General features: G+C 59.8%; 13 protein-coding genes. 9 read left to right on the top strand and 4 right to left on the bottom strand.

Annotated elements, in window-relative coordinates:
• Window positions 1-52 precede the first annotated feature (52 nt).
• A complete protein-coding gene (locus BLW70_RS01420) occupies window positions 53-2,437 on the bottom strand; it encodes a hybrid sensor histidine kinase/response regulator (protein ID WP_074871155.1) in 2,385 nt (794 codons plus the stop codon).
• 424 nt (window positions 2,438-2,861) lie between these two features.
• Here BLW70_RS01420 and BLW70_RS01425 point away from each other — a divergent pair, with 424 nt between their 5' ends.
• The 4 genes from BLW70_RS01425 to BLW70_RS01440 all read left to right on the top strand — a co-directional run bounded on the left by BLW70_RS01425 (window position 2,862) and on the right by BLW70_RS01440 (window position 6,392).
• A complete protein-coding gene (locus tag BLW70_RS01425) occupies window positions 2,862-3,659 on the top strand; it encodes a hydroxymethylpyrimidine/phosphomethylpyrimidine kinase (RefSeq protein ID WP_033054181.1) in 798 nt (265 codons plus the stop codon).
• 32 nt (window positions 3,660-3,691) lie between these two features.
• Window positions 3,692-4,315 (top strand): thiamine phosphate synthase, encoded by a 624-nt coding sequence (gene thiE, locus BLW70_RS01430; RefSeq protein ID WP_074871159.1) that lies wholly within the window; start codon window positions 3,692-3,694, stop codon window positions 4,313-4,315.
• A 15-nt stretch (window positions 4,316-4,330) separates the two neighbouring features.
• On the top strand, window positions 4,331-5,614 hold the full coding sequence (gene hemL, locus BLW70_RS01435; protein ID WP_074871161.1) for a glutamate-1-semialdehyde 2,1-aminomutase: 1,284 nt from the start codon (window positions 4,331-4,333) through the stop codon (window positions 5,612-5,614).
• 223 nt (window positions 5,615-5,837) lie between these two features.
• A complete protein-coding gene (locus BLW70_RS01440; protein ID WP_074871163.1) occupies window positions 5,838-6,392 on the top strand; it encodes a tetratricopeptide repeat protein in 555 nt (184 codons plus the stop codon).
• Between the two features lie 118 nt (window positions 6,393-6,510).
• Here the strand turns inward: BLW70_RS01440 and BLW70_RS01445 are convergent, their stop codons facing one another.
• The gene (locus BLW70_RS01445) at window positions 6,511-6,840 is read right to left on the bottom strand and encodes a DUF1820 family protein (protein WP_007894425.1); all 330 of its coding nucleotides are present in this window, start codon (window positions 6,838-6,840) and stop codon (window positions 6,511-6,513) included.
• Window positions 6,841-6,975: 135 nt separating this feature from the next.
• On the opposite strand from BLW70_RS01445, the gene miaB reads away from it, so the two are divergent.
• The 5 genes from miaB (at window position 6,976) to lnt (ending at window position 12,437) form a co-directional block, all read left to right on the top strand.
• The gene (gene miaB, locus BLW70_RS01450; RefSeq protein ID WP_162493954.1) at window positions 6,976-8,304 is read left to right on the top strand and encodes a tRNA (N6-isopentenyl adenosine(37)-C2)-methylthiotransferase MiaB; all 1,329 of its coding nucleotides are present in this window, start codon (window positions 6,976-6,978) and stop codon (window positions 8,302-8,304) included.
• 244 nt (window positions 8,305-8,548) lie between these two features.
• Window positions 8,549-9,565: a PhoH family protein gene (locus BLW70_RS01455; RefSeq protein ID WP_074871167.1), complete on the top strand. Its 1,017-nt coding sequence runs from the start codon at window positions 8,549-8,551 to the stop codon at window positions 9,563-9,565.
• Window positions 9,558-10,052: an rRNA maturation RNase YbeY gene (gene ybeY, locus BLW70_RS01460; RefSeq protein ID WP_074871169.1), complete on the top strand. Its 495-nt coding sequence runs from the start codon at window positions 9,558-9,560 to the stop codon at window positions 10,050-10,052. The genes BLW70_RS01455 and ybeY overlap by 8 nt, the downstream gene beginning before the upstream one ends.
• A 5-nt stretch (window positions 10,053-10,057) precedes the next feature.
• Window positions 10,058-10,897, top strand: a complete 840-nt coding sequence (locus BLW70_RS01465) for an HlyC/CorC family transporter (protein WP_074871170.1) — start codon at window positions 10,058-10,060, stop codon at window positions 10,895-10,897.
• 16 nt (window positions 10,898-10,913) lie between these two features.
• Window positions 10,914-12,437, top strand: a complete 1,524-nt coding sequence (gene lnt / locus BLW70_RS01470) for an apolipoprotein N-acyltransferase (protein WP_074871172.1) — start codon at window positions 10,914-10,916, stop codon at window positions 12,435-12,437.
• Between the two features lie 113 nt (window positions 12,438-12,550).
• Here lnt and BLW70_RS01475 read toward each other — a convergent pair whose 3' ends face one another.
• The gene (locus BLW70_RS01475; RefSeq protein ID WP_074871173.1) at window positions 12,551-13,330 is read right to left on the bottom strand and encodes a YdcF family protein; all 780 of its coding nucleotides are present in this window, start codon (window positions 13,328-13,330) and stop codon (window positions 12,551-12,553) included.
• 107 nt (window positions 13,331-13,437) lie between these two features.
• Window positions 13,438-13,758: a hypothetical protein gene (locus tag BLW70_RS01480; protein WP_074871175.1), complete on the bottom strand. Its 321-nt coding sequence runs from the start codon at window positions 13,756-13,758 to the stop codon at window positions 13,438-13,440.
• Window positions 13,759-13,857 lie beyond the last annotated feature (99 nt).

Here is a 13,857-nt window from a genome sequence, read left to right on the forward strand (position 1 = left end):
AAGGAACTTCAGTTAAGCACCGCCCCCCGGCTGAACAAAGTGTCATATCTGCCTAACTGTCGGCGCTTTCGCCTTGCTTTGGACACAGCACCCGACGATAGAGCGCTGCCTGCAGGTCCTCGAATTTCACCGGTTTGTTCAGATAATCGATCAAGGCACCGGTCGGGCAATGTTCCCGATCAATGCTCAAGGCAATCACGAATACAGGCAGTTCGGCGCAGCCCGGCAACGCGCGGATCTGGCAACAGAGGGACGTGCCGTCCAGCGGTGGAAGCTGGCAATCGAGCAATACCGCATCGAAGGTTTCGCGCTGCAAGTGATCGAGCGCGGCAGCCCCGTTGTCGGTGCTGCGCACCCGGAACCCAAGCTTGAGCAACATGCCGCGCATCACCAACTGGTTGATGCTGTTGTCATCGACCAGCAAGACGGTGCAGTCCTGAGGCAGTCGCAGGCGCGGAAATTCCCGGTTCATCAGGGGCGCTGGCGGCCGCTCCACCACGGGCAGTTCGAACTCGACGTCGAGCTGGAAGCGGCTGCCACGACCAGGTTCGGAGCGGTGGGTGAGTTTTCCACCGAGCAGTTCGACCAATTGCCGACAGATCGCCAGGCCGACGCCCAGGCCGCCGTATTCACGGGTCATCGAGCCATCGAGCTGGAAGAACCGCTGATACAGTGTCGCCTCTCCCAGATCGGTGAAGCCGATGCCGGTGTCGATCACTGCAAAGGACAGCGCGAATCGGTCGGGCGCCGCGGGTTTACCCGTCACCCGCAGCGCCAGCCCGCCGATCCGCGTGAACTTGATCGCGTTATCCAGCAGGCATTCCAGGCATTGCGCCAATTTGGCGCTGTCGCCGTGCAAGCGATCCGGCAGCCCCGGCGAGACCTCGACTTTGAAGTCCAGCGACTTGCTCGACGCGTTGCCCTCGAATTGCAGGCGCAAAGCCTCGATCACGCCGCGCAAACTGAAAACGGCGGGATAGGTCTTGAGCTTGCCGGCCTGCAACTCGGTCAGGGTGAGGATGCCGTTGACCATGCGCATCATGTCTCGCGCGGAACCGGCGGCCGTTTGCTGGTATTGCTCCAGCTCCGGGTCCATCTCGACGGTCTGCATCAGCTCAAGCGAGCCGATTACACCGTTCATGGGCGTGCGTAGTTCGTGGGTCAGGGTGGCGAGGAACTCGTCCTTGAGCTTGTTGCTGTGAGCCAATTGCTGGTTCAGCACTTCAAGCGTTTGACCGGCATCGAACAGGGTCTGTGCCTGTTGCTCGCGCATGGCGTTGATGCGATCGGCCAGCGCCAGGGACAGCAGCGCCACTTCAATCGCCGAGCCGATCTGGCTGGAATACATGGTCAGGAACACGTTCGGCAGGTAACCCAGCACCATCAGGGTGTTGACGACGCCTCCGAGTAAAAACGCCGACCAGGCAATAATGAAATAACGCGCCACTCGCAGGCCACGCAGCCAGGCGAAAATCCCTGCGGCAAAAATCACCACGGTGAAGATCAGTGCCAGCGTCGTCGCCAGGCGCAGGGCCATGGCGTAACTGGTCATCAACGACAACCCGACCACGACTGCGCTAAACGCAATCAACGCCAGCAGGATGCGGTCGAGCCAACGACTGTGGGTCGCCGTCTGCAAGAAACTGCGCGCGAACTGGCTGCCGAACAGCCCTGCACAACCGATGAAAAAAGGCGTCGCCGCGTTGGCCCACCAGGGATTGTTCGGCCAGAAATACTCCACGGCCGCGCCGTTGACCGACAGCTGATACAAGCCGAACGAGGCGATATAGAAGATGTAATAGAGGTAGCTGGTATCGCGCACGCTGAGATAGATGAACAGGTTGTACACCAGCATTCCCAGCAACACGCCGTAGATCAGCCCCAGTACATACAGTCGGACCGGCTGCTCTTCCAGGTAGGCAGTGCTCGACCATAGGGTGACCGGCGCCTGGATCGACCCTTCACTTTGCAGGCGCAGGTACAGGGTTTGCGCTTGATCAGGGGTGAAGTTCAGATCGAACAAATAGTTGTTCTGGCGGATCTCGCGACTGTCGAACGGCAAGGCATCACCGGTCTGACGTGCCAATTGATAGCCACCGGCCGCATCGGGCAAATAGAGATCAATGTGATCAAGGGGCGGATAGGCCAGCTCCAGCAACCAGGTGCGTTGCACCGCGGGGTTGTTCGGGCGGTAATGCAGGTCGATTTTCAGCCAGAACACTGAACGCGAGTAACCGGCGTTGAGGGTGGCTTTGTCATGGGGTTTGAAGTTTCCGGCCGCGGCTTGTGCGCGGACATCGGCGATGCTCGCCTGACCGCCCGCGTCTTCGAACACTTGCAGGGTTCGGCCCAGGGGAAGGCTTTGAGTGAACTCGTCGAATTCGACTGCACTCGCCATAAGGGGCAAGCACAACAGCATCATCAGCAAATAGCGCATTTAAGCCCCAGCGTGGCCTGTCCGGTTATCCAAGGAAGCCCCTCATTCCTTTTGAGTAGACGTAAAACCGGCATTACCTGTTATTGGTTTGGATCCACTCTAGCATAGCCGTTGGTGGCCATTGAACACCATTGTAATTTTTCCCACAAAGGCTCTAGCACGGGCGTTCCAGCCGCACATATTGAGCTAGAGCTATTTCACCGGTCAGTTTGTGACAACGCCCTGTTCCCTGTAGCAGCTGCCGAAGGCCGCGTTCGGCTGCGCAGCAGTCGTCAATGACCACCCGGTTTGCCTGATACACCGCAGCGACTGACTTCACGCCTGCTATGCAGCCGAACGCAGCCTTCGGCAGCTGCTACATGGACCGCGTGATGACTCGCTGGGGGCAACCGAAAAAAGATGTTTGGTGGTAAGCTCGCGCACCATGAATATCTACAGCTCTCGCCCCGTTGTCCTCTGTCTCTCCGGCCACGACCCAAGTGGTGGCGCCGGCTTGCAGGCAGATATCGAAGCCCTGCTCGCTCAGGGATGTCATGCGGCCCCGGCCGTCACCGCCCTGACCGTGCAAGACACGGTCAACGTCACTGACTTCCGCGTCCTCGACCGTGAGTGGGTGTTGGCCCAGGCCAATGCCGTGCTCAACGACTCCGAAGTCGCGGCGGTGAAACTGGGCATGCTCGGCTCCCTGGAAATGGTCGACACCGTGGTCGAACTGCTCTCGGCGCACCCGCATTTGCCGGTGGTCTGCGACCCGGTGCTGCGCGCCGGCGGCGGCGGACGACTGGGCAAGGACGAAGTCGGCTACGCCATGCGCGAACGCCTGCTGCCTCTGTCGATCATCGCCACCCCAAACCTTCCCGAAGCCCGCATCCTCGCCGAACTGCCCGAAGGCACCGCGGACGAGTGCGCGGAAAAACTCCTGCCATTCGTCAAACACCTGCTGATCACTGGCGGCCATGGCGATGAACACGAAATCCACAATCGCCTGTATAGCCGCGACGGTCACCGCGAAACCTTCACTTGCCAGCGCTTGCCCGGCAGTTATCACGGTTCCGGTTGCACGCTGGCCAGTGCCTTGGCCGGTCGTCTGGCCCTCGGTGAAAATCTCGCCAGTGCCGTGCAGACCGCGCTTAACTACACGTGGCGCACCCTGCGTGATGCGGAGCAGTTGGGCAAAGGCCAGTTCGTGCCGCGCCGCCTGCCGCTGGATTTCTGTTCGTAACTGTCCCTGCGTAAAGCAAAAAGGATTGTCCGATGAAGCTACGTGGCCTGTACGCCATTACCGACAGCCAACTGCTGGCCGGTAAATTTCTTTCGTACGTGGAGGCGGCGCTGGAAGGCGGCGTCACCCTGCTGCAATACCGCGACAAGAGCAACGACGAGACCCGCCGTCTGCGCGAGGCCCAAGCCCTGCGCGATCTGTGTGAACGCTACAAGACCCAGCTGATTATCAATGACGATGCCGAACTCGCTGCGCGCCTGAACGTCGGCGTGCACCTGGGCCAGACCGACGGCCCGCTGACCCCGGCCCGCGCATTGCTCGGTCGCCAGGCGATCATCGGTTCGACCTGCCACGCGCAACTCGAACTCGCCGAACAAGCGGCCAAGGAAGGCGCCAGTTACGTCGCCTTCGGTCGCTTCTTCAACTCCAATACCAAACCCGGCGCCCCCACTTGCAGCCTCGAACTGCTCGACCAGGCCCGCAGCAAACTGCACCTGCCGATCTGCGCGATTGGCGGCATCACCCTGGACAACGCCGCGCCACTGGTGGCCCATGGGGTCGATCTGCTGGCGGTGGTCCATGGCCTGTTTGGCGCCGAGAGCACGGCTGAAGTGACACGCCGCGCCCGCGCCTTTAACGAATTACTGAAAATCTGATTTGAGAGCCCGATCATGTCTCGTTCCGAAACCCTGTTTGCCAATGCCCAGAAACACATTCCCGGTGGCGTGAACTCGCCTGTTCGCGCGTTCAAAAGCGTTGGCGGCACGCCGCTGTTCTTCAAACACGCGGAAGGCGCCTACGTCACCGACGAAGACAACAAGCGTTATGTGGATTACGTGGGCTCCTGGGGGCCGATGATTCTCGGCCACAGCCACCCGGATGTGCTGGACGCCGTGCGCAAACAGCTTGAGCACGGATTGTCCTACGGCGCGCCGACCGAGATGGAAACCCAGATGGCGGACCTGGTCTGCTCGATCGTGCCATCGATGGAAATGGTGCGCATGGTCAGCTCCGGCACCGAAGCCACCATGAGCGCGATTCGTCTGGCCCGTGGTTTCACCGGCCGCGACAGCATCATCAAGTTCGAAGGCTGCTACCACGGTCACTCCGACAGTCTGCTGGTCAAGGCCGGCTCTGGCGCCCTGACCCAAGGCGTGCCGAGCTCGGCCGGTGTGCCGGCGGCGTTCGCCAAACACACCCTGACCCTGCCGTTCAACGACATCGACGCGGTAGAAACCATGCTCGCCGAAGTCGGCCAGGACGTGGCGTGCATCATCGTCGAGCCCGTGGCCGGCAATATGAACTGCGTACCGCCGGCACCAGGTTTCCTCGAAGGCCTGCGAACCCTCTGCGACAAGCATGGCGTGGTGCTGATTTTCGACGAAGTGATGACCGGTTTCCGTGTCGCCCTTGGTGGTGCACAAGCCCACTACGGCGTGACGCCAGACCTGACCACCTTCGGCAAAATCATCGGTGGCGGCATGCCGGTTGGCTGCTTCGGCGGCAAGCGCGAAATCATGTCGCACATCGCACCCTTGGGCCCGGTCTATCAGGCGGGCACCCTGTCGGGTAACCCGTTGGCCATGGCTGCCGGCCTGACGACCCTGCGCCTGATCAGCCGCCCGGGCTTCCACGCAGAGTTGACTGACTACACCAGTCGCCTGCTCGATGGCCTGCAACAACGCGCCGATGCCGCGGGCATTCCGTTCGTGACCACACAGGCCGGCGGTATGTTCGGTCTGTACTTCAGCGGCGCCGACGACATCGTGACCTTCGATGACGTGATGGACAGCGACGCCGCCCTGTTCGGACGCTTCTTCCACTTGATGCTTGAAGGCGGCGTGTACCTGGCGCCGAGCGCCTTCGAAGCCGGCTTCACCTCGATTGCCCACGGCGAAACCGAGCTGAAACTGACGCTGGATGCTGCCGAACGCGCATTTGCTGCATTGAAATAACGCTGTGCCGCTGACGCTGGCAGTTGCCAGCGTCAGCTTTCACCTGCATTCCCGTCCTTATTCCTGCGCTTCTGCTCAAATACTCGGCAAAGTGGCCGATATATTCCCCGCGCAGCAGAAAAACGAGTAAAGACTTTGTAAGGTTGGCCCTGCTTATTTCATAATGCGCGCTTATTGGATCCCTCGACGGGTCCGCGCGCCCCTCAGAGGTAAGTCGATTCCCATGAACCGCACCGGCCGCGCCCTTGCACTGGGCTGCCTGTTGCTCCTTCAGCCCCTGCTCGCGCTCGCACAAGCAGGCGGCAACTCGTTGTTAATCCCAGCGATGGGTCGTTGCACCCTCAATACTCAGCCGCAAGACCTGGCACAGGCGCTCGCCGCCTGCCAGAAAGCGTCGGATGAAGGGGATGCGCAGGCGCAATACGAGTTGGGCGAGTTCTACTACGACGGCACAAATACGCCGCGCGACCTCAAAAAAGCCCTGGGCTACTTCGAAAAAGCCTCGTTGCAAGGCCATGCTCAGGCGCAATTCAAACTCGGCTCCATGTTCTTCCACGGCGAAGGCGTACCGGCCAACAACGTCCAGGCGTATATCGTGCTGAAAATGGCGGCGGTCAATGGCGCTGAAGAAGCGTTGGACACTGCCGACGAAGTCGCCGAGAAAATGCCCCGCGAAGAACTGGAAGTCGCTACCCAGGTGCTGGGGCAAATCTTCCGCAAGTATCTGATGGAATTGCAAAGCGCCGATGGGCGTACGCCGTTCTCGCCGTTGCCTTAACTGTGGCGAGGGGATTTATCCCCTCGCCACAGATAAATCCCTTCACCACAGACAAATCCCCTGACCACAATGACTCTCTAGCCACAGAAGAGAGCCCTGTCAGCTTCAGGATTGCTATTTACTTCTCAGGCATCGGCATCGGAAACGGCATGACATTGCCGACCGCGCCGCGGGCTTCGCTGATTTTCGGTGTACCGAGGCGCTCGACCTCGTCGATCCGCACGATCGAATGCATCGGCACAAAGCTGCGCACAACGCCTTCGAACTGAGCCTTGAGCTTCTCTTCGCTCGGATCGACGACCACTTGCGTGCGCTCGCCAAAGACGAACTCTTCAACTTCCAGGAAGCCCCACAGATCACTTTGATAGATCTGTTTGGCATACATTTCGTACACCTGGCCCTGGTTGAGGAAAATCACCTTGTAGATTGGAGCTTCACGTTTGGTCATGGTGGGCGAGCAACACATCGGGGGATAAAAATGAGGGCGCGAACTATAGCATAGCCGCCGGACGCGCAACGGTAGGAACCTTGGAACATGTTCCCTATAATGCGCGGTTCTTTGAATCACGTGATGACTCTGTCCATGGCCAAGAAGCTTTACATCGAAACCCACGGTTGCCAGATGAACGAGTACGACAGCTCGCGCATGGTCGATCTGCTGGGCGAACATCAGGCCCTGGAAGTCACCGCTCGTGCTGAAGATGCCGACGTGATCCTGCTCAATACCTGCTCGATCCGCGAACGTGCCCAGGACCGGGTGTATTCCCAACTCGGCCGCTGGCGCGAACTGAAGCTGGCCAACCCGGACATGGTGATTGCCGTTGGCGGTTGCGTGGCCAGCCAGGAAGGCGCCGCCATCCGCGATCGTGCGCCGTACGTCGATGTGGTGTTCGGCCCGCAGACCTTGCACCGCCTGCCGGAAATGATCGACGCCGCCCGCGCGACCAAGCTGCCGCAAGTCGACGTCTCGTTTCCGGAAATCGAAAAATTCGACCACTTGCCTGAGCCGCGCATCGATGGCCCAAGCGCCTACGTGTCGGTCATGGAAGGCTGCAGCAAGTACTGCACTTTCTGCGTGGTGCCCTACACCCGCGGCGAAGAAGTCAGCCGACCTTTCGATGACGTGATCGCCGAGATCATCCATCTGGCTGAAAACGGCGTGCGTGAAGTGACCCTGCTCGGGCAGAACGTCAATGGCTACCGCGGGACCACTCATGACGGTCGTTTGGCTGACCTGGCCGAACTGATCCGCGTCGTCGCCGCCGTCGATGGCATCGATCGCATCCGCTACACCACTTCACACCCGCTGGAATTCTCCGATAGCCTCATCCAGGCTCACGCCGACGTTCCGGAACTGGTCAAACACCTGCACTTGCCGGTGCAATCGGGCTCGGACCGAATCCTGGCGGCGATGAAGCGCAACCACACCACGCTGGAATACAAATCCAAACTGCGCAAGCTGCGTGCTGCCGTACCGGGGATTTGCATCAGCTCGGACTTCATCGTCGGCTTCCCGGGCGAGACCGAAAAAGACTTCGAACAGACCATGAAGCTGATCGAAGACGTCGGTTTCGACTTCTCCTACTCGTTCGTCTATAGCCAACGCCCGGGCACTCCGGCTGCCGATCTGGCCGACGAAACGCCGGAAGCGCTGAAAAAAGAACGCCTGAACGCCCTGCAACATCGCCTGAACCAGCAAGGTTTCGAGATCAGCCGACAAATGGTGGGCTCCATTCAGCGGATTCTGGTCACCGATTATTCGAAAAAAGACCCCGGTGAACTGCAAGGCCGGACCGAGAATAATCGCATCGTCAACTTCCGCTGCGACAATCCGACGTTGATCGGGCAGTTCGCCGATGTGCATATCGATGCCGCACAACCGCACTCGCTGCGGGGTTCGCTGATTCAGTAACACCTCATTACCCTGTGGGAGCGAGCTTTGTGGCGAGGGGGCTTGTCGGAACGCCGCATCGCCCCGTTGGACTGCGAAGCGGTCCCGAGTATTTTGCGACTGCTTCGCAGCCGGACGGGGGCAAGCCCCCCTCGCCACAGATGAAGTACCAAAATCCGGCATATTATTTAAGACCTTTCGCACCCGGGCCTCTGGCGTTATCCTTGATTTCATCTTAATTGCCCCAGGGCGGCTAAATACGACCTTGAACGCACCCATAGAACCACATCGTTTTATCCTCGAGCCTTTTGAAGCTCGCCGTTTCGCCAATCTGTGCGGGCAATTCGACGAGCATCTGCGCTTGATCGAACAGCGCCTGAATATCGAGATCCGCAACCGCGGAGACCAGTTCGAACTGATCGGCGATCCCAAGCACACCACCTCCGCGGAAAACCTCCTGCGCCGCCTGTACCGGGAAACCAAGGGTACCGAGCTGTCGCCGGACATGGTTCACCTGTTCCTGCAGGAATCGGCCGTCGAAGAGCTGGACAACGTCTCCCCCTCCGAACCGTCCGTCGCCCTGCGCACCAAGAAAGGCATGATTCGCCCTCGCGGCTTGAATCAGTTGCGCTATGTGAAGGAAATCCTCGGTAACGACATCAACTTCGGCATCGGCCCGGCCGGTACCGGCAAGACCTATCTGGCCGTTGCCTGCGCGGTAGACGCACTGGAACGCGAGCAGATTCGCCGCATCCTGCTGGTACGACCGGCGGTTGAAGCAGGTGAAAAGCTTGGTTTCCTGCCCGGCGACCTGTCGCAGAAGATCGACCCGTACCTGCGCCCGCTCTACGATGCACTCTACGAAATGCTCGGCTTCGAATACGTGGCCAAGCTGATCGAGCGTCAGGTGATCGAAGTTGCGCCGCTGGCCTACATGCGCGGCCGAACCTTGAACAACAGTTTCATCATCCTCGACGAAAGCCAGAACACCACCGTCGAGCAGATGAAAATGTTCCTTACCCGGATCGGCTTCGGCTCTACCGCCGTCATCACCGGTGACATCACCCAGGTCGACCTGCCGAAAGGCACCAAGTCCGGGCTGCACCATGTGATCGAAGTGCTCAAGGACGTACCGGGCATCAGCTTCACCCATTTCATGCCCAAAGACGTCGTGCGCCATCCATTGGTGCAGCGCATTGTCGAAGCCTACGAGCGCTTCGAGAATCGCGTGGCCGACGAACCGGCGAAGGTCTCGTCCAAGGACAATCGCCACGATGCTTGAGCTTGATCTGCAACTGGCTACCGAAGCGCCTGCGCCCAGCGAAGCCGAGTTCCGCCAATGGTGCGAACTGGCGCTGCGCCAGCGCACAGCTGACTCCGAAATGACCATTCGCTTGGTCGATGAAGCGGAAGGTCGCGAGCTGAACCACACCTGGCGGCAAAAGGATTACGCCACTAACGTCTTGTCGTTTCCTGCCGATGTGCCCGACGAATTTCTGGATATCCCGCTATTGGGCGATCTGGTGATCTGCGTGGCGGTGGTCGAGCGCGAAGCAACCGAACAAGGCAAGGCACTCAAGGCCCATTGGGCTCACCTGGTCATTCACGGCTGCCTGCATCTGCTTGGTTACGACCATATCGATGACGAGGAAGCCGAAGAAATGGAAGCACTGGAACGAACGTTGCTTGCAGAGTTGGGCTATCCCGACCCGTATGCGGACGACGAAACAGACACATCCCCTATCGTTACAACAAAGGATTCAGAGTAATCGCTATGAGCGAAGATCGATCGAGCAACGGGCAAAAGTCATGGCTGGGTAAGCTCACCCAGGCTTTTGCCCACGAGCCGAAGAACCGCCAGGAGTTGCTGGAGCTGCTGCGCGACGCCCACCAAAACAAGTTGCTGGACAGCGAAGCGCTGGCCATCGTCGAAGGCGCCATCCAGGTGGCTGACCTGCAAGTACGGGACATCATGGTCCCGCGCTCGCAGATGATCAGCATCAAGGCGACCCAGACACCCCGCGAGTTCCTGCCTGCCGTGGTCGACTCGGCCCACTCCCGCTACCCGGTGATCGGCGAAAGCCACGATGACGTGATGGGCGTGTTGCTGGCCAAGGACTTGCTGCCGTTGATCCTCAAGGAGAACGGCGACAGCTTCAACATCAAGGACTTGCTGCGCCCGGCCACTTTCGTGCCCGAGTCCAAGCGTCTGAATGTGCTGCTGCGCGAGTTCCGCGCCAACCACAACCACATGGCCATCGTCATCGACGAATACGGCGGCGTGGCGGGCCTGGTGACCATCGAAGACGTGCTGGAACAGATCGTCGGCGACATCGAAGACGAGCATGACGTCGAAGAAGACAGCTACATCAAGCCGCTGCCCAGCGGTGACTTCCTGATCAAGGCCCTGACGCCGATCGAGAATTTCAACGAATTCTTCGACAGCCAATTCTCCGATGACGAATTCGACACGGTCGGCGGTCTGGTGATGAGCGCGTTCGGGCACCTGCCAAAACGCAACGAAATCACTGAAATCGGCCCCTATCGCTTCCGCATCCTGAACGCCGACAGCCGTCGGATTCACCTGCTGCGCCTGTCACCTATCGCCCGGTAAAAAACTAAGGATAGAAATGCGCTGGATAACCCGCCCCGGCTGGCCCGGTAACCTGCTGGCCGTGGCGGCCGGTGCAATCACCACCCTGGCCCTGGCGCCGTTCGATATCTGGCCGTTGGCGTTGCTGGCGGTCGGTTTCTTTTATGCCGGCTTGCGCGAACTGAACCCACGTCAGGCCTTGGGCCGTGGCTGGTGTTTCGGTTTCGGCCTGTTTGGCGCTGGCACCAGTTGGATCTACTACAGCATTCACCACTTCGGCGGCGCTTCGGTGCTGCTGGCCGGTTTCCTGATGCTGATTTTCACGGCGGCGATTGCCTGGTTCTTCGCCCTGCCCGCCTGGATCTGGGCGCGCTGGCTGCGCCGTAACGAAGCGCCGCTGGCCGACGCCTTGGCGTTTGCGGCGTTGTGGGTCGGCCAGGAAGCCTTTCGCGGCTGGTTCCTGACCGGTTTCCCCTGGCTATATTCCGGCTACAGTCAGCTCGACGGCCCGTTGGCCGGGCTCGCCCCGCTGGGCGGGATGTGGCTGATTTCCTTCACTCTGGCCCTGACGGCAGCGCTGATCTATAACGCTTTGCGCCTGCTGCGCACCGGCCGCAAAGGCTTTATCGCCGCAGGTGTGTTGCTGCTGATTGGCCCTTGGGTGGCCGGCATGGCGCTCAAGGAACACGCCTGGACAACCCCGGCGGGTGCACCACTGACTGTCGCAGCGATTCAGGGCAACATCGAACAGAGCATGAAGTGGGATCCGACGCAGCTCAACGCGCAGTTGGCGCTGTACCGTGACATGAGTTTCAGCTCCAAACCGGTCGACTTGCTGATCTGGCCGGAAACGGCCATCCCGGTGCTCAAGGAGTCCGCCGAGGGCTACCTGAACATGATGGGAAGCTTCGCCGCAGAGCGTAAGTCCGCGCTGATTACCGGCGTACCGATTCGCGAGGAAGTCCATCACCAGAAGCGTTTCTACAACGGCATCACCGTCGTGGGCGAAGGCGATGGCACTTACCTCAAACAGAAGCTGGTGCCGTTTGGCGAATACGTTCCGTTGCAGGACGTGCTGCGCGGATTGATCGCCTTCTTCGACCTGCCGATGTCGGACTTTGCCCGCGGTCCCGCCGATCAGGCGATGCTGCAAGCCAAGGGCTATCAGATTGCACCGTTCATCTGCTACGAAGTGGTTTACCCGGAATTCGCCGCCAGCCTTGCGGCGCGCAGCGATCTGCTGCTGACCATCAGTAATGACACCTGGTTCGGCACGTCCATCGGCCCGCTGCAACATTTACAGATGGCGCAGATGCGCGCGCTCGAGGCTGGTCGCTGGATGATCCGCGCCACCAACAACGGCGTGACCGGCCTGATCAACCCGTTCGGCCAGATCACCGTGCAGATCCCTCAGTTTGAACGTGGCATTTTGTACGGTGAAGTGGTGCCCATGCACAACCTGACGCCTTATCTGGAATGGCGTTCGTGGCCGCTGATCATTGTTTGCGTGTTGTTGTTTGGCTGGGCACTGATCGCGAGCCGGATGGCCAAGACAGTCTGATGATCGTTCCCACGCTCCGCGTGGGAATGCATCCCGTGACGCTCTGCGTCACAGCGTCAACAGCGGGACGCAGAGCGTCCCCGGCGGCATTCCCACGCGGAGCGTGGGAACGATCAATCAGCACCAACATCGCCTCGGTAAAAGATCAAATACCCGATCTGCCCCACCGCCTCATTCATCAACTGCCCGCTCTGCCAGATTGACTTGAATTCCGGCATCCAGCCACCCAGCGGCCGGGCGTTGTCCACGCCTAAAAACCCCATCGGCGCCGGGACTACTTCAAAACCTGCCTTTTCGAAACTCCAGACGGCTCGCGGCATGTGCCAGGCCTGAGTCACGATCACCACGCGCTTGATCCCTTGCGGCAACAACACCTCGGCGCTGAACTGCGCGTTCTCCCAGGTCGTGCGGCTGCGCCCTTCCTGCCAACGCACCGTCACGCCGAAATCATCTTGCAATGAGTCAGCCATCAACCTGGCCTCAGTCGGCGGCGTACCGTAATGCAAACCGCCGCTGGTCAGGACCGGCAAGCCCGACGCCTTGGCCAGCCGCGCCGTATAACGCTCGCGCTGCAGCGCCACCCCCGTCGGCTGGTCGTCGCCCCAGGCCAGATCGCCACGTTCGCGCCCCGCGCCCAGCACGACAATCGCGTCGGCACGCTGCGCCAATGTCGCCCATTCATTACGAGCCAGCGGTGCTTCACGTTCCAGCGTCTTCGCACCCCACTGCACCACCACCGGCAAGCTCATCAACCAGAAGCCGCCCACGCCTAAGGCAAAGCACAACCCGGCAAGGCGCGGTCTTGAGCGTCGCAACCACCACGCAAGCACCAACAGCAGCAAAAGAATGCCGGGCGGCAACAGGAGTTGTTTAACGAAATATCGAAAAGGCATCGAGCATCTCCAAAAGATGCCCGAAGCCTAAGTGGGTTGACGCAATGCGACAACAAATACGGAAGGACCAAGCTTCACAAATACATCAGACATTGCTTCCAGTGTCCTTACTTGAACTGCAAAGACCGGACCTTTACCGTGTCCTTGCCAGGAGCCTTGTCCTTGAGCCAGATGATCTTGGCCGAACGTGGTGCGTCGAGTTGCTTCACTGCTTCTGACAAGCATCCGTGTGTCTCACGTTCACTGCGATCGAGATACGCCTTGACCAGATCAAACTCTGCGGGGCTCAAGCCACGCAATTCCAGTTCCAACGGACGCTCATCGCGTAACCGGTCAGCGGTTTTTGCCGCGTCCAAGGCCATTCCCAAACGATCGATCAGTCTTTCGTACAGCTCCGGTTTTGTAACTTTTTGCCGTGACTCAACCATCCATCACCTCATTGAAGATAAGACTCACTCCCCATTTAGAGCTTAGCCTCCATCAACAAACCGGCTGAGTACTGCGACCAACGGCCCTCGCAGCGGTTT

The sequence above is a fragment of the Pseudomonas frederiksbergensis genome (genome assembly GCF_900105495.1).
Classification (GTDB): Bacteria; Pseudomonadota; Gammaproteobacteria; order Pseudomonadales; family Pseudomonadaceae; genus Aquipseudomonas; species Aquipseudomonas frederiksbergensis.